General features: G+C 58.3%; 13 protein-coding genes and 1 pseudogene. 4 read left to right on the top strand and 10 right to left on the bottom strand.

Annotated features, from left to right (window positions below):
• Positions 1 to 69 precede the first annotated feature (69 nt).
• The 4 genes from AC1DRN_RS15195 to AC1DRN_RS15210 all read right to left on the bottom strand — a co-directional run bounded on the left by AC1DRN_RS15195 (position 70) and on the right by AC1DRN_RS15210 (position 6010).
• On the bottom strand, positions 70 to 3165 hold the full coding sequence (locus tag AC1DRN_RS15195; RefSeq protein WP_223462887.1) for an MdtB/MuxB family multidrug efflux RND transporter permease subunit: 3096 nt from the start codon (positions 3163 to 3165) through the stop codon (positions 70 to 72).
• Positions 3162 to 4478: an MdtA/MuxA family multidrug efflux RND transporter periplasmic adaptor subunit gene (locus AC1DRN_RS15200; protein WP_477786743.1), complete on the bottom strand. Its 1317-nt coding sequence runs from the start codon at positions 4476 to 4478 to the stop codon at positions 3162 to 3164. The genes AC1DRN_RS15195 and AC1DRN_RS15200 overlap by 4 nt, the downstream gene beginning before the upstream one ends.
• Before the next feature lie 446 nt (positions 4479 to 4924).
• A complete protein-coding gene (tpx, locus tag AC1DRN_RS15205) occupies positions 4925 to 5425 on the bottom strand; it encodes a thiol peroxidase (protein WP_223462889.1) in 501 nt (166 codons plus the stop codon).
• 141 nt (positions 5426 to 5566) lie between these two features.
• Positions 5567 to 6010, bottom strand: coding sequence for an SRPBCC family protein (locus AC1DRN_RS15210; protein ID WP_223462890.1), 444 nt, complete (start codon positions 6008 to 6010; stop codon positions 5567 to 5569).
• A 178-nt stretch (positions 6011 to 6188) separates the two neighbouring features.
• On the opposite strand from AC1DRN_RS15210, the gene AC1DRN_RS15215 reads away from it, so the two are divergent.
• On the top strand, positions 6189 to 6614 hold the full coding sequence (locus AC1DRN_RS15215) for a YciI family protein (protein WP_223462891.1): 426 nt from the start codon (positions 6189 to 6191) through the stop codon (positions 6612 to 6614).
• Between the two features lie 78 nt (positions 6615 to 6692).
• Here AC1DRN_RS15215 and AC1DRN_RS15220 read toward each other — a convergent pair whose 3' ends face one another.
• From AC1DRN_RS15220 to AC1DRN_RS15245, 6 genes are all read right to left on the bottom strand, one after another.
• The gene (locus AC1DRN_RS15220) at positions 6693 to 6947 is read right to left on the bottom strand and encodes an S-type pyocin domain-containing protein (RefSeq protein ID WP_223462892.1); all 255 of its coding nucleotides are present in this window, start codon (positions 6945 to 6947) and stop codon (positions 6693 to 6695) included.
• Positions 6913 to 8172 (bottom strand): bacteriocin immunity protein, encoded by a 1260-nt coding sequence (locus tag AC1DRN_RS15225; RefSeq protein ID WP_477786744.1) that lies wholly within the window; start codon positions 8170 to 8172, stop codon positions 6913 to 6915. Before AC1DRN_RS15225 ends, AC1DRN_RS15220 begins: the two co-directional genes overlap by 35 nt.
• Before the next feature lie 91 nt (positions 8173 to 8263).
• The gene (locus AC1DRN_RS15230) at positions 8264 to 8539 is read right to left on the bottom strand and encodes a bacteriocin immunity protein (protein WP_223462894.1); all 276 of its coding nucleotides are present in this window, start codon (positions 8537 to 8539) and stop codon (positions 8264 to 8266) included.
• Entirely contained in the window at positions 8536 to 9012 is a 477-nt protein-coding gene (locus AC1DRN_RS15235; RefSeq protein ID WP_223462895.1) for a hypothetical protein, read from the bottom strand. Before AC1DRN_RS15235 ends, AC1DRN_RS15230 begins: the two co-directional genes overlap by 4 nt.
• Positions 9013 to 9176: 164 nt before the next feature.
• Positions 9177 to 9653 (bottom strand): DUF6392 family protein, encoded by a 477-nt coding sequence (locus tag AC1DRN_RS15240; protein ID WP_223462896.1) that lies wholly within the window; start codon positions 9651 to 9653, stop codon positions 9177 to 9179.
• On the bottom strand, positions 9653 to 12208 hold the full coding sequence (locus AC1DRN_RS15245; RefSeq protein ID WP_223462897.1) for an S-type pyocin domain-containing protein: 2556 nt from the start codon (positions 12206 to 12208) through the stop codon (positions 9653 to 9655). The genes AC1DRN_RS15240 and AC1DRN_RS15245 overlap by 1 nt, the downstream gene beginning before the upstream one ends.
• Before the next feature lie 102 nt (positions 12209 to 12310).
• Between AC1DRN_RS15245 and AC1DRN_RS15250 the strand changes: the two are divergent.
• The 3 genes and pseudogenes from AC1DRN_RS15250 to AC1DRN_RS15260 form a co-directional block, all read left to right on the top strand.
• Positions 12311 to 12529 (top strand): annotated as a pseudogene (locus AC1DRN_RS15250) (BatD family protein); the annotation flags it as partial.
• The gene (locus AC1DRN_RS15255) at positions 12526 to 13554 is read left to right on the top strand and encodes an HAD family hydrolase (RefSeq protein WP_223462898.1); all 1029 of its coding nucleotides are present in this window, start codon (positions 12526 to 12528) and stop codon (positions 13552 to 13554) included. The pseudogene AC1DRN_RS15250 and the gene AC1DRN_RS15255, both read left to right, overlap by 4 nt.
• Positions 13555 to 13846: 292 nt before the next feature.
• Positions 13847 to 16207 carry a tetratricopeptide repeat protein gene (locus AC1DRN_RS15260; protein WP_223462899.1) on the top strand — a complete coding sequence of 787 codons (2361 nt, stop codon included), beginning with the start codon at positions 13847 to 13849 and terminating at the stop codon, positions 16205 to 16207.
• Positions 16208 to 16239 lie beyond the last annotated feature (32 nt).

Raw genomic sequence — 16239 nt, forward strand, 5'->3', positions numbered from 1 at the left:
GGCCGGCAATGATGTTGAACTTACGGGCCTCATCGCGAGCAAGCTCGTTCCCACAGGTTATGCAGGCCGTCATACCGCCGTCTCCTGAGCGCCGGTCTTGCCAAATCGCCGACCGAGACGGTCGAAATACAGGTAGATCACCGGCGTGGTGAACAGCGTCAGAACCTGGCTCAGCAACAGGCCGCCGACCATCACCAGACCCAGCGGCTGGCGCAGTTCTGCGCCGGAACCGGTGGCGAGCATCAACGGCACGGCACCGAACAACGCTGCCAGGGTGGTCATCAGGATCGGCCGGAAACGCAGCAGCGCGGCCTGATAGATCGCCGTCTGCGGGTCCATGCCCTGATTGCGCTCGGCGTCGAGGGCAAAGTCGATCATCATGATCGCGTTCTTCTTGACGATGCCGATCAGCAGAATGATGCCGATGATCGCGATCATGCCCAGGTCGTTGCCGCTCAGGATCAACGCCAACAACGCGCCGACCGCCGCCGAGGGCAAGGTCGAGAGAATGGTGATCGGGTGGATGTAGCTCTCGTAGAGCACGCCCAGCACGATGTACATGGTCACCACCGCTGCCAGAATCAGCAGCAAGGTGCTCGACAACGACGCCTGGAAAGCCTCGGCCGCGCCCTGGAACCGGGTCTGCACGCCAATCGGCATGCCGATGTCCTTCTGCACCTGCTCGATGATCTGCACCGCATGCCCCAACGCCACGCCCGGCGCGAGGTTGAAGGACATCATCACCGCCGGGAACTGGCCGATGTGGGTGATCACCAGTTGCGCCTGACGCTCCTCGATATGCGCCAGGCTGGACAGGCGTACCTGACCGCCATTGGTGGTCTTGACGTGAATCTGGTTCAACGCATCCGGGCCGATCTTCTCGCCGGACTGCGATTGCAGCACCACGCGGTACTGGCTCGCCTGGGTATAAATCGTGGAGATCTGCCGCTGACCGAAGGCGTCGTACAGCGCATCGGTGATGTTCGACACCGACACCCCGACCCGCGACGCCGCATCGCGGTCGATCACCAGATAGACCTGCAGGCCCTTGTCCTGCAAATCGCTGGCGACGTCGGTCAATTCCGGGCGGTCGGCCAGGGCTTCGACCAGGCGCCCGCTCCACAGGCTCAGCAGCTCCGAGTCCGGTGACGACATGCTGAACTGGTACTGCGTGCGGCTGACCCGGTCCTCGATGGTCAGGTCCTGCACCGGCTGCATGAACAGGCGGATGCCGACCAGCTTGTCCAGCTCCGGTTGCAGGCGGGCAATCACTTGCGTTGCACTCAGGTCACGGTCGTGGTGCGACTTGAGGTTGATCAGCAAACGACCGCTGTTGAGGGTCGAGTTGTCACCGTCCACACCGATGTAGGAGGACAGGCTCTCGACGGCCGGGTCGGCCAGAATGACCTTGGCCAGCTCCTGCTGACGCTCGCTCATGGCGGCGAAGGAAATCGATTGCGGCGCTTCGGAAATCCCCTGAATGACGCCGGTGTCCTGCACCGGGAAGAAGCCCTTGGGCACCACCATGTACAGGAATACCGTCAGCGCCAAAGTGCCAATGGCCACCATCAAGGTCAGCGGCTGGTGTTTGAGCACCCACTGCAACTTGCGTCCGTAGGCGGCAATCATCCAGTCGATGAACGCGCCACTGGCACGGTAGAAGCGGCCCTGCTCTGCTTCCTTGGGTTCACGCTTGAGCAACCGCGCACACATCATCGGCGTCAGGGTCAGGGAAACCACCAGGGAAATCAGAATCGCCACCGCCAGGGTGATGGCAAATTCGCGGAATAGCCGCCCGACCACGTCCGCCATGAACAGCAGCGGGATCAGCACGGCGATCAGCGACAACGTCAGGGAAATCAACGTGAAACCGATCTGCCTGGCGCCCTTGAGCGCCGCGTTCAGCGGGCTGTCGCCCTCTTCGATGAAGCGCGCAATGTTTTCCAGCATGACGATCGCATCGTCTACCACGAAGCCGGTGGCGATGGTCAGGGCCATCAGGGTCAGGTTGTTGACCGAGAACCCCGCCAGGTACATCACGCCGAACGTACCGATCAACGACAGCGGCACGGCCACCGACGGAATGATCGTGGCACTGGCGCGGCGCAGGAACAGAAAGGTGACCATCACCACCAGGGCGATGGCGATCAGCAATTCGTGCTGCACGTCCTTGACCGAGGCGCGGATGGTCTGGGTGCGGTCGGTCAGCACGACCACGTCGAGGCCGGCCGGCAGGTTGTCGGTGATGCTCGGCAGCAGGGCCTTGATCCGGTCCACCACCTCGATCACGTTGGCGCCGGGCTGACGCTGGATATTCAGCAGCACGGCCTGGTTTTCGTTGGCCCACGCAGCGAGACGTTCGTTCTCGGCGCCGTCGACGATTTCTGCCACGTCCTTGAGCCGCAACGGCGCGCCGTTGGCGTAGGCCAGGATCAGATTGGCGTAATCCTTGGGCGACGTCAGTTGATCGTTGGCATCGAGCATCGAAACCCGGGTCGGGCCGTCGAAGTTGCCCTTGGGCTGGTTGACGTTGGACGCCCCGATCAGGGTGCGCACGTCCGACAGATTCAAGCCATTGGCCGCCAGGGCCTCAGGGTTGACCTTGATCCGCACGGCCTGGCGCTGGCCGCCGGCAATGCTGACCATGCCGACACCGCTGATCTGGGCGATTTTCTGCGCCATGCGGGTGTCGACCAGGTCGTTGAGCTTGGGCAACAGCATGGTCTTGGAGGTAATCGCAAGGGTCAGCACCGGCGTGTCGGCCGGGTTGACCTTGTTGTACACCGGCGGTGCCGGCAGGTCCTTGGGCAGCAAGTTGGTCGCGGCGTTGATCGCCGCCTGAACTTGTTGCTCGGCCACGTCCATGTTGATGTCGAGGCTGAACCGCAGGGTCAGCACCGACGCCCCACCGGAACTGGTGGAGGCCATTTGCGTCAGGCCGGGCATTTGCCCGAACTGCCGCTCAAGCGGCGCGGTTACCGCGCTGGTCATGACATCCGGGCTGGCGCCGGGATATAGCGTCATGACGCGAATGGTCGGGTAGTCGACCTGAGGCAGCGCCGAAACCGGCAGCAACCGATAAGCGATCACACCGGCCAGAATAATCGCCAGCATGCTCAGCGTGGTGGCTACCGGGCGAAGGATGAACAGCCGCGAGAGATTCATGCGCCGCCCTTTTTCGCCTTGTCGGTGGTCGCAGGCGTTGCCGCGTCGGCCGCCGACTTGCCTTGCAGGTGTTCGGTTGGCGTGGCCGGCACGTCCTGGCTGTCGTTGACCACCTCCACCTCACTGCCGTCCTTCAGACGGTCGGTGCCTTCCAACACGACCCGCTCGCCCGCCGACAGGCCTTCGGTGACCACGGTGTTCACGCCATCGCTGGCGCCGACTTTCAACTGACGGATCTTGACCTTCTTGTCACCGTCCAGGGCATATACGAACGTGCCGTTGGTGCCGAACTGGATCGCGGCGGAAGGCGCGAGCACTACGTCCTTGAGGGTGTCGGCCAACAGGCGCACATTGACGAACTGGTTGGGAAACAGCGACTGATCGCGGTTCTCGTAACGGGCCTTGAATTTCAGGGTGCCGGTGGTGACGTCGATCTGGTTGTCCAGGCTCTGCAACACGCCAGTGGCTTGCAATTTGGTATCACCGCGATCCCAGGCTTCAGCCGGCAGTTTGGCGCCGCTGCGATAACGGGCGAGTACGGTGTCGAGGCTGTTTTCCGGAAGAGTGAAGGCCACGCTGATCGGTTGGGTCTGGGTGATGATCGCCAATGCGGTGGTGTCGTTGGCCGCTACCAGGTTGCCGACGTCCAGTTGACGCAGGCCGACGCGACCGGTGATCGGTGCGCGGATCTTGGTGAATTCGAGGTTGAGCCTGGCGTCGTTGACCGCTGCCTGATTGGTCTTGACCGTGCCCTGGAACTGACCGACCAGCGCTTCGGCGGTATCCAGGGTCTGCTTGGCAATACTGTCTTCGCGGTACAGGCCGCGATAGCGCTCGACGTCGACCWGGGCGTTTTTCAGCTGCGCCTGATTCTGCAGCAAGGTGCCTTCGGCCTGAAGCAAGGCGTTCTGGTAGGGGCGCGGGTCGATTTCGGCCAACAGGTCGCCAGCCTTGACCATCTGCCCTTCTTCGAAAGAGATCTTGACCAGCTCACCGCCGACGCGGCTGCGGACATTGATGGTATTCAGCGCCGTGACCGTGCCCAGCGCCTTGAAGTACAGAGGGAAATCGCCGGTGACTGCCGGAGCCACTCGCACCGGTACCGGCCCGGACGCCCCGCCGAATCCAGGTCGCATTCCGCCTGACCTGCCGGTATGCCCGGCGACGGCTTTCTGCCCCGCAGCCTCTTTGGACGCAGCGCTGCCGGGCCAGAATTTCCAGCACAGGGCGGCGATGACCAACAGGACTAGCAGGCCGAACAGCCAGCGACGAGGACTACGGGAAGCGGAGGATTGCATTGAGTGATCAACCATTGGGCGCGTGGGCTTTTTTTACATGAGGCTGAACGATAAGCACTGGCGGGTTTTAAGCAAAGCGCCTTTACCGGCAATTTACCTTCGGCTTACGTAACTGGAGTTTTCTGTAAGACACTGAAGCACAAATGAAAACGACCTGGACAGAGGGGGGCGATCTTAATTGATTTCCACGCCGCGCCGGGCCTGCTGTTGTGCAGGGCAAGGCGCGAGAAGCGCGGTTTGGTCATTCCAAATAAGCTTCGAGCAACGCAGCCCTGCACAACAGCAGGTCCGGCCCTTCGGGTTGTGCCTTAAAACGGGCCAGGCTGCGTTGCAGGCCTTGGAAAGGGAACAACCATTCCCAGCGGCCTGCGCCTTGCCTGGCCCGTTTTAAGGCGACAACGCGGCGGGGAAATCAATTAAGATCGCCCCCCTAGGCCGTTAACAATTGTAAAAGCGCTTACTTACTTGAGAACAGCCAGTGCCGCTTCATAGTTCGGCTCATCAGCGATTTCGCCAACCAGCTCACTGTGCAGCACGTTGTCGTTTTCGTCCAGAACGACCACAGCACGGGCAGTCAGGCCTTTGAGCGGGCCGTCAGCGATGGCCACGCCGTAGTTCTGGATGAACTCGACACCGCGCAGGGTCGACAGGTTCTGTACGTTTTCCAGGCCTTCGGCACCGCAGAAACGCTTCTGGGCGAACGGCAGGTCAGCGGAGATGCACAGTACGACAGTGTTGGCCACGTCGTTGGCCTGGGCGTTGAACTTGCGAACCGAGGTGGCGCAGGTCGGGGTGTCGATGCTTGGGAAAATGTTCAGCACTTTGCGCTTGCCGGCAAAGTCTTTCAGGGTGACGTCGGACAGATCGCCGGCAACCAGGGAAAAGGCTGGCGCCTTGGAACCGGCTTGTGGCAGTTGGCCGTTGACTTGAACCGGGTTGCCTTTAAGAGTGACTTGAGCCATGAACGGAGTCCTTCTGACGTTGGTGTGGAGTGTTTTGACGAGGCCGAAGTTAACCACGAAATTGTCCGACGACCTACGGTCAAACATAAATTGTCATGTATCGGCGTACAAAACTGGATACAACCCACAGGGACAGCGGCGTTATTTGAGTAACTCCAGCATATTGCGATGGCGCGCCTCGAAAATCCGTCGCATGTAGCCATTGACCAGCAACCACTCCATTGGCGCGCCACCTATCGCCGAATATGTCACCCGGTCGGTGTACAGCGTACCGCTCTCTCCTGCCGCTACTCGATGTTCGTGACGAAAGGCACGCATCGGTCCCTTGAGCATCTCGTCGATGAAATGCATTTCACCGACTTCACGGATCACTACCGTCCAGCTCGACGGAATCACATTGAACATCCAGTGGCGAAAGCGGAACTGCCGCCCGGCTTCAATCCGCAGGTTGTTCAGATCGACATCACCCAGCGGGGTAATGCGCTCGGGGAAAATCTTCGGAAAGTTGACCCCTTCCAGACAGAAGTCGAGGACCTGTCCGGGCGTGCGGCCGGGGATGAGTGTGGTGAGTTCCAGGGTTGGCATACAGGACACATTCCTTTGATCGTTGGACAGGCTTGCCAGAAATACGGTGTAGCGAAATGGCGGTCGAAAAGAAACCTGCCAAAGTGTCTTCTACAGCAATTTTGTCGAGGGGCTGTCGATTTGCACTACAGCCGTTCGACCATTTCGCGAGTCACTCAATTACAACGGAGAAATCACCATGCGATTCATGATCATCATCAAGGCCAGCCAGGATTCCGAAGCCGGCGTGATGCCCAGCCAGGAGCTATTGACCGCGATGGGCAACTACAACGAAGAACTGGTCAAGGCCGGCATCATGCTCGCAGGCGAAGGCCTGCACCCCAGCAGCAAAGGCGCCCGCGTAAAGTTTTCGGGGGAGCAACGCTCGGTCATCGACGGCCCCTTCATCGAAACCAAGGAACTGATCGCCGGTTTCTGGTTGTGGAAAGTGAAGTCCAAGCAAGAAGCCATCGAATGGGTCAAGCGCTGCCCCAACCCGATGCCGGGCACCGAGGCCGAGATCGAGATTCGGCAGGTGTTCGAGATGGAAGACTTCGGGGCGGAGTTCACCCCGGAACTACGGGAGCAGGAAGAGCGGGTATGGGAGCAGGCGAAGAAGAACTGAATACGCCCGATATATGCTCGATCACATTCAGGACATTTCCCGTTACCTGGGCATGATCGAGCACTTGATGCCCCCCCGTTAAACCGGATACTCAACTCGACTTCTGAACATGACGTACACCGGATCAAGCCCTGAGTCGGTAGGGAAAACCACAACATAGTCGTCGAATGGCGCTCCCTCGACTCCTTGCGGGAGGGATTCCATTGCCGGCACCGGCGAAGAGTAAACAAACTCCAAACGACGCGTTGAATCACGAGTGACGGGCGCGTTCCAGTTAACGGTAATTGGCGCAGCACCATCAGCGGTAAAAACTGAACGCTCCTGATTGCTCATTGAAATGGGCCGACCTGACTCGAACGCCCGTATGGCTTCTCAGGGATTCCGTGATGTGAATCTGCGACAGCGTCTTGATCTCGCGCAACCATTTGAATTTCGTCCCGGGTTCCACGGGTACTATTGCGGTACCGAGCCTGAAAGGAACATTTACCTCGGCCCCCTTCGCTGCCAGCGATTGCCAATCCAGCCCCTCAATCGGTAATAGCTCAATCAAAGGTATGCTGAGGCCATAGACCTGAGCATCCGCGCGGCTGGAAAACTCGAAATTTAAAATGGCAGCACAGAGGCTTTTATCGGCTGGCTCGATCGAGGTCTTGCGCCAGGTGAGTTCACCGACGACCGAGCGAATGGCTTTTTGCAAACTCGCTAGCTGACCCACCTCCAACTCCGAAGGTGCTCCTTCCAGCAAAACGGCGGGACGACTATTGGCAAAAGCCAATGATGCGTTAACCACACGAGCGGTCTGTGTCGGACCGACTCCCGCCAGCGTGCGCGATTGGATCAATCGTCCTTGCGCCGCAATCAACACTGCCTCGGCTTCATCATGTAGACCCCGATGGCGCTGGACAAAGTCTGCCAGCAACGCAACATGGCGGTCGTGTGTCGCATTGATCTGTAGAGCATYGCTCTGCCATAGAGCGTGTTCGGATCGTGCAAAGGCCAGGTTGTTTTTCGCACTGTTTCTGGCGAACTCCAACCTCATCTTCCAGGACTCCAAATTCCTGACGGCCTTATGGGTTTCATGCTGAGCGCGCTCCAGTGCACGAATACTTTCTTCCTGCAGGGAGACTTCCAGATCGACGCTCTGCTGCGTTCGCGCGTACTGAATGGCTTGAGCGAAAGTGCCGAGCGCCATTTCGACCAACTGCTGCGACACTGCAACGTCAGCAGTGATTTTATGCACCTCGGCCAAGTGTCGATATGCGGCACTTGCCGATGCCGGCGGGGGCGCCATGGGTATCGCTTCATCTTTGAATGCCGCGCTGTTTGTATGTTTTTGATGCCAGCCTCTGACGTGATGAATAACCGACTCCGGTCCGTCCCAACCGTTATCAACAGGGTAAAACAACAAATCCGCACCGCTGGGGTGCCCGACAATCTGGTCGAAATGGTTGATCAAGCGATCATGGTCTTGCTTGGGTAGATCAACGGCCCAGATCCTGCTCACCAGCGCCTGAAATTCTGCCGCTGTAAAATCTTTGAGGGTTGCTTTGAGTTCCATCCTGGTTCTTCCTTGAGCCCTTGGGGCAAGCTGTTGTAGACAAGGGCACTTGCTCGATCAGGGGCAAGTGCCGGCAAGTGTTGATAGAAGGTTATTCTGGTTTGAAGCCGGGTTTGTTATTGGCTGCGCGCCATTTTTTGGTGGCTTCCAGTACTTTCACCGGTGTATTTTTGCCCCGATCCTCCGGATTGCATAAGCCATGTATCCCATCTGGATGTTCAGTTACAGCCTCAAAATGCAACACACCCTTAATTATAAAAGAGTCGAACTCATCATCGGGCAGGTCTCGCGCCTCTTCAAATAGGCACCGAAGAAACTCTAGGAACTCCGCTTCTGTGTAGTCTTCAAATCTCTCTTTGAACTTCATTTCTGCTCTGTTCCTTTACCGTGAAAAAGAATATGCCTCTTGGGTGTCATCACCACCAAGTTATCCATGTCGTACACAGCACCTCCTTGGGCAACCTCGAACTGATAATGAATTTCGAATTTAATCCGCCCGCCATATCTATATTTAGGTAACGCTAAGGGAGCCTTGCCCTTTCGCATCAAATCCAAATCGATAGCTATGAACTGAGTGTTCAGTTCAGAATCTGCCGCAACCGCCTTCCAAAATGCCCGCCTGAATGCATGAAAATTCCGAAATTCCTGCAACCGCAGCTGATCAGCAATTTGCAAAGGAACCGGCGCCCCCTGTCCTCGCGCAGCATCTCCCAACCATACCCCCCGAAACCACCTGCCCTGCCCTGGTCGCGACACCCGGATCATCCCGCCGATCAAGAAACAGAAATCCGGCGAAGGCAGCCCCATATCCCCCGAAAACCCGGGAATACTCGCACCCATTTCGCCTTCATCGACAGCTGGATATGTACCGTTTTCCGGTAGGACTTGGCTGCCGGAATAATAGCGTTACATGCCTAATATTTTCTTATTAATTTAGATCGCAGTTACCCCCCGGCCCTACCCTGAACAACTGCGCGTACAGCCTTGCCTGCTATACCAAAGTTTTAGTCGTGCCCCTTGTCAATCAAAGTGAAGACCAACGTTTTTACTTCCATTGCAGCCGTGTATTGAAATACGACCTTCTTACCTGGATAAACAGCAGGATCCAATGGATAGGATTCCCAACCACCTGTTTGGCCCATTGGCTCAGGCATTTTGATTGGGCCTTTTGACTCCATTGGTTCGCCAAATAACGCATGTACATCGGACTGAGTCATTACCAACCTATAGGGCTCGGGAAGTTCGCCTCCGTATTTCACCGTAGTAGGCATTGTCTCCACCAAAGTAACAAATAAACTATCCAATACTTTGGTTTCATACCAAAACGTAAGCTCTACTCCATCTTCAACCTCAAGATCCAATCGATCGCAACCGGGATATAGCTCAGTAAGAGACTGGGCAGGAATAGTTCCGCTTGCCAACAATGACTCGTGAGTGTGACCAACTCCCTCTATTAGCTCCACCACTTTTATGGCGTCCATTAATACCACCCCTGTTGTTTGTGAAGAGCATGCAACCTTTCGCGCCCAATCTCGATGCTGCCTTCATCCAGGCCAGAGTCAAGCAACCCAGGCTTGATTGCATCAAAATTTTGATCTACCGCTTGCTCCAGATCAGATGCATCTTGAGACCGCTTCAATGCGGTATTACGCCCACCATAGGTTTCACTGAATTTTCTGTGTACCTCAGCGGGTATTGCTATGGCCGGGGCTCGCTGTGTATAACCTCTACGTTCACGTGGTGTCATATCGGCGAAGTTCTCTAAAAGGTACTCCTCCAAAGCTCTCCGCGATGGAATATGGTCAATATCCAACCCATCCCCCCTGCTCCTACCACTTAACTCGTTATACGGCCCAACCTCCAAAGGCTCAACCGGCGGACCAACGAAAACCAGTCCCGGCGAAGGCAGTTCCATATCCCCCGGAAACCCGGGAATACTCGCACCAATATCCCCTTCATCAACAGCCGGAAACGTCCCGTTTTCAGGTAGGACGGGGACGGCTGGGCTGCCGGGATAAACACCAGGAGCTACAGGCGTTATCGGCGATATGGTCGAACCAAGCAGTTCACTGCCCGGTGGAACCAGGGGTTTCCAAGAGCTCGCAGGCGGAATTGGCCAAGGCACAACCGTCGGCACGACGCCGATCCAACCCTCGGTATTGCTGGGTGTTTTGATACTGATTTGATCGAGATTGAAAGGATCAGACCAGAACCCCGGTCGCTCCTGGTAACGCAATTCGAACTCACGGTTTTCACCGGCCCATGTGCTTTTCGGCGCATAGGGGGCGTAACCTTGTTCGAGGCGTTTTTGGTTAACCTCGTCAAATTGCGAAACAATCTCGTGATGCTCTCCGAGCGTTCGCCACAACGCTTCGTCGAAGGCCTCGAACGACGTGAACTCCCGACCTCGAAACTGATCGCCGATCAGCGTCGGAATAGCGGCGCCTACAGGCTGTGTAGCGGCTTTCCACCAGTCTGTGGTAACTGGCTGACCTGTTCCCGTGACAACACCGGCGCCCATGGGCGGGGTATTGAAGGACAGATAGATCGGCTCCAGCCCCGGCACGCAAACGATGCAGTCCTGAATGCGCCAATCGACACCCGCCGGTATGCCCAAAGTCTGTGGTTGGGTGACAGCCAGGGGCTGCGGGTTCGGCACCTGCGCTTGAGGCGCCGAGTCTGGTGCGAATTCCACATAACGGGTCGGGGAACCGGGAACTTCAGCGGTGTACACGCCGGTCAACGGGTCCAGCGCTGCATTGACCACCGGTACCCGGGAGTCGATCTCGGCACCGGTGCTGGCGACAATGATCGCAGTGCCTTGGGCCTCGACTACTGGCTTTAAGCGGTACTCAACCGCCACCGAACCGCCCGCATCAGCGATGGCTTGCAACTCTCGACTGTCGTGAAGCTCCAGTGCGTGCGCCGGAACGGCAACCGCGTGAAACAGGCGAGCACGTTGTTCAGGCGTTAACTCTCCGTTGCCCAGTTCGGATGGATACGCTATCCCACCTACGAATATTGCGACTTGCGAAGTGGCAAGTGTTCCTGCTACTTCGCCCAACAGCACCACTGACCGGCTTACTGCGATTGCCAATGCATCGGCCGCCCCGGCGACCAATGCGCTGCCAGGAATAGCGAGTGTCGACACAGCAGGCACTGATGGATTGACCGCTAAACGGTAGGTGTTGGCCTGTTTCACCCGCTCTATGCGTATATCAGCGTCAGCCTGCTGCTTGAACCGCACCCGCGCATCACGCTGCTCGGCAACCTGTCGATGACGCTCCCAGATGCCTTCTCTTTCCCGCCAGGCAATGGTCTGCTCCGCGTGACGCACAGACAGCGTCGCAGACCGTTCCGTCAGTGCCTTGATCTGCGCCGATAACAACTGCGCTTCATGGGCCGCGTTGTAAGCGGTTTCCCAAGCCTGGTGGCCACTGTCGAGTGCATCGCCGAACTGGTCCAGCCGTGCCATGTAATCGCTGGTCGAACGGACGAGCGGATCGTGGCCATCGAATGAGCGGGCTAACGAACCCTGGGCATTGAATTCTGCAGCTTTACGGGCAATCAGCCCGTCGATTTCGATTTTTTCCCTGGTAATGAGATAGAGCTGCCAGCGCTCGCTCGGATTGATATCAGGTGGCCGTCGTGCAGCCAGGACTTCACCGTCAAGCGATGAGGCAAGCTGATCAGACCTTGCAGCAAAACTGCGATCTGCCTCGACCTTGAAGGCGCTTTGACGCTGGGCCATACCCTCAAGTTGTTGCTGCCGCGTTTGCAGGCGTGCCTGCTCTTGGGCCGCTTGGGCTCGGGCAATGGCTTCTGCCTGCTCTTTTGCCTGCCTGGCAGCATGCTCCAGCTTGGCCTGCCTCCTGAGCGCCCTGGTCCTGGCGCTGGGGCCACCGAAGTTGCCGGAGGCGCCCACACGGTTGCCGCCAAAACCACCACCGCTCCCACCGCCACCACCCGCGGCCGGCGGCCCCGACCTGATGACGACATCCCCAGTAGATCCATCGTGCAATGTTCGTTGTGCCATACAGTCTCTCCTTGTCTGTAGGGCACAGCTTGTCTACGGGGCAGCGATCAGGTGCGGTACATATTTATAGGATGCGATTGGTTTACGGGATCAATGAGCGATCGGATGGGCCGCGGCCTGAAACCGACCCGCCTCGGCCCGCGCCTGCAAACCTTCCTGCGGGCCTGTTCCTGTTACGGCCGTGAACCGGACAAAGATCAGGCGCTGCGCCAAATCAGGGAATCCTTGTCTACGCTGCATAGTCAGGCCGGGCGCAACAGGGAATCAGTCTCTTGTGCACTGCATCCGCTCAACCCCGTTCACGAGAAGGATTTCCCATGACGAATTCGATATCGCTGCGCCATCACCGAGCGTTCAGCTTCCTGCTGACCCTGGCCTTGAGCCTGCCGTTACTGGTTCAGGCGGCCGGGCCGCTACCCTCCTGGAACGATGGCCCGTCGAAAAAGCAGATCATCGAGTTCGTGCAGACGGTCACCGATCAAAACAGCAAGGACTTCGTAAAGCCCGAGGACCGCATTGCCGTGTTCGATAATGACGGCACTTTGTGGAGCGAGCAGCCGATGTACTTCGAGTTGCTGTTCGCCCTCGACGAAGTCAAGCGCACCGCGGCGCAGCACCCGGAATGGAAAACCACCCAGCCCTTCCAGGCGGTGCTGGAAAACGATCACAAGGCCCTGGCCGCCACTGGCATGGAAGGCCTGCTGAAGATTTTCGCAGCGACCCACTCCGGCATGACCACCGATGCCTTCGCTGACTACGCCAAAACCTGGCTTAGCCAGGCCCGCCATCCGAAAACCGGCAAGCCGTACACCGAGATGATCTTCCAGCCGATGCTGGAAATGCTCGACTACCTGCGCAGCCAGGACTTCAAGACCTACATCGTGTCCGGCGGCGACACCGGGTTCATGCGCGCCTTCGCCGAAAAGGTCTATGGCATCCCGCCAGAACAGGTCATTGGCACCACCTTTGTCACTGCCTATCAATTCAAGGACGGCCAGGCATCTATCCTGCGCACGCCAAAACTGGCCCACAACGACGATGGCCCGGGCAAACCGGAAAGCATCGACGCCGTGATCGGACGCCGGCCAATCCTCGCCTTTGGCAACTCCGACGGTGACTTGCAAATGCTCCAGTGGACCGCCGCCGGTCCCGGTAAACGCTTCATGGGCCTGGTGCATCACACCGACGCCAAACGCGAATGGGCTTACGACCGGCAATCGCAGATCGGTCGTCTGGACAAGGCCCTGGACGAAGCAAACAAACGTGGCTGGACGGTCGTCGACATGGCGTCCGAATGGCGTCGGATCTATCCGTTCGATGCCTCCACAGCCGAGCAAGCTCAATAAGAAGACGTCATGCAGGATTGCAATAAACGTATGTCGCAGCACATTACCGGTGGTTTGTGGGGGAGTGATTGGGTGCCTGATAGATCGCCATCGCGAGCAAGCTCGCTCCCACAGGTTCGGTATCGATCACTACATTTGGGCACGACATAAACCCTGYGGGAGCGAGCTTGCTCGCGAAGGGGCCATCAGCTTCACAACATCCGTTATTTGACAGACGCCAACCATCCGACAAAGCTGCATCAAGCTTCATCGCGCGCTGCAAGGCAAACGCACCTGGACCATGGAAGTCGTGATGCCGAAACATAAAAATAAAGCTGCAAACCCACACCCTGATTCGCAACCGACCCTGATCAACCGTTATCTGTTCCCGGTCACCATCGGCATCTTGCTGCTCACAGTGGCAGGTATTGGCTGGTTTCTGCTGAGCAGTACACCGACGCCGCTTCAGCCAGTCCCTGTCAGCGCCCCTGTCGTCGAACCGGCCAAACCGCGCCCGGTCACTGTCGCGCCGGCGAAGATGGTCGATGAGCAACAATGCCAGGGTTGCCACAGCAAGCAGGTCAAGGACTGGCAAGGCTCCCATCACCAGTTGGCGATGCAGCAAGCCAACGCCGACACCCTGCTCGGCGACTTCAATAACGTCACCTTCAAGACCGAAAAAGAGATCACGGTGTTCTCGCACAAAGGCGACGAATTCTGGGTCAACACCCCCGGCGTCGACGGCAAGAATGCCGACTTCAAGGTGGCCTATGCTTTTGGCGTCGCCCCCTTGCAGCAATACCTGATCGAGGTCGGCGAAGGCCGCTTGCAGGCCCTCGGCGTAGCCTGGGATACCGAGAAGCACCGCTGGTTTCACCTGTATCCGGGCCAGGGCGTGAACTTCAAGAGCCCGCTGCATTGGAGTAAACCGGGCCAGAACGCCAACTTCATGTGTGTCGAGTGCCATACCACCGGGTTCAAACGCAATTTCGATGCGCCGAAGAACACCTTCGACAGTCACTGGACCAGCCTCGGCGTCAGTTGTCAGGCCTGCCACGGTCCGGCGTCCAGCCATCTGGAATGGACGGCGAAGAAAACCGACCTGATCCATGCCGGGTTTGCCGTCGACCTCAAGGACAAGAACGCCACTGTCGAAATCGAAACCTGCGCCCGCTGCCACTCGCGCCGCGCACCATTGGACGACGGTTACACAGTCGGCAAGCGCCTGATGGACGACTACCTGCCGAGCGCCCTGACCCGTGAGCTGTACGCGCTGGACGGCAAGATCAAGGACGAAGTGTTCGAACACGGCTCCTTTGCCCAGAGCAAAATGTTCGACAAGGGCGTGCGTTGCAGCAACTGCCACAACCCGCACAGCACTCAATTGAAAGCGCCAGGCAACGGCGTATGCCTGCAATGCCATAACACCGCTGGCAAAACCACTGTGGAAGGTGTCGACGGCAAGGGCCTGCAAGCGAAAAACTACGATTCAATCGAACACACGCGCCACACCATGGGCCAACCGGGTCCGCAGTGCGTGGATTGCCACATGCCCGCCAAGTTCTACATGGGCAATGACTTGCGGCATGACCACAGCTTCAGCATTCCCAACCCTGAGCGAGCAAAGAAACTCGGTACACCTGACGCCTGCCTGACCTGCCACCAGGGCAAGGCCGGCGACAAGATCACCGAGCAATTCAAACTGTGGAACACCGCCAGCGCCAGCGCGGTGCAAGCCCCGCGTTACGACGAAAGCCTGTGGCTGATCCGTAACGGTCAACCGGGTGCGGCGCAGGCGCTGTTCGAGCAACTGCAACGCAGCAATCTGCCGGCGATCCAGCGCGCGACGCTGCTCGGCGAATTGTCGCTGTATCCGAGCGAACAAGCGTTGAAACTGGTCACCAGGGACCTGAACAACACGGCGCCTCAAGTACGTGAGAGCGCCATGCGCGCGCTCAGTGCATTCCTGCCGCCACCGGAACGCGCGCAACTGCTGACCCCCTTGTTGAATGATCCTGTCAGAGCAGTGCGCATCGCCGCCGCCCGGGATTTGCTCAGTGTGGCGCGCAACGGCCTGGGCACGGCTCGGGACAGCTGGAATGCCGCTATCGTCGAATACGAAATGGTTCAGAAAAACCTGCTCGAACGCGCCGAAGCGAACCTCAATCTGGCGATGCTGTATCAGGCCAGCGGTCGCAACGCTGAAGTCGAAGGCTTCCTGCGCGCGGCCCTGCAGTGCGATCCGGACTTCTACCCGGCGCTGGTCACCCTGGTGCAATGGCTGGAGGTCAACGGTCGCAGTCAGGAAGCCCATGCCCTGCTGGCGCAAAGCCTCAAGGACCACCCCGACTCAGGCCTGCTGCAACACACCCAGGGCCTTGCGCTGATTCGCGCGGGCCAGGCCGCTCAAGCCATGCCGTACCTGCGCAAGGCCGCGCAACTGGAACCACAGAGCGGACAGTTCGGCTATGTGCTGGCGGTGGCCCTGCATGACAGCGGCAAGATTGACGAGGCGTGCGCAGAGCTGGAACGGTTGTTGAAAGAACAACCGTCCAACCGCAATGCCCGCTTGTCGTTGATCCGGTACTACCTGGACAACGGCCAGGAACCCAAGGCGCAGGTTCTGTTGCAGGGCTGGAAGAAAATGAACATGGGCGATCCGGCACTGAAATGATGCGGGGCTCAAAGGCCTGTCTGACCTGAGTT

The sequence above is a fragment of the Pseudomonas sp. P5_B3 genome, from assembly GCF_056400405.1.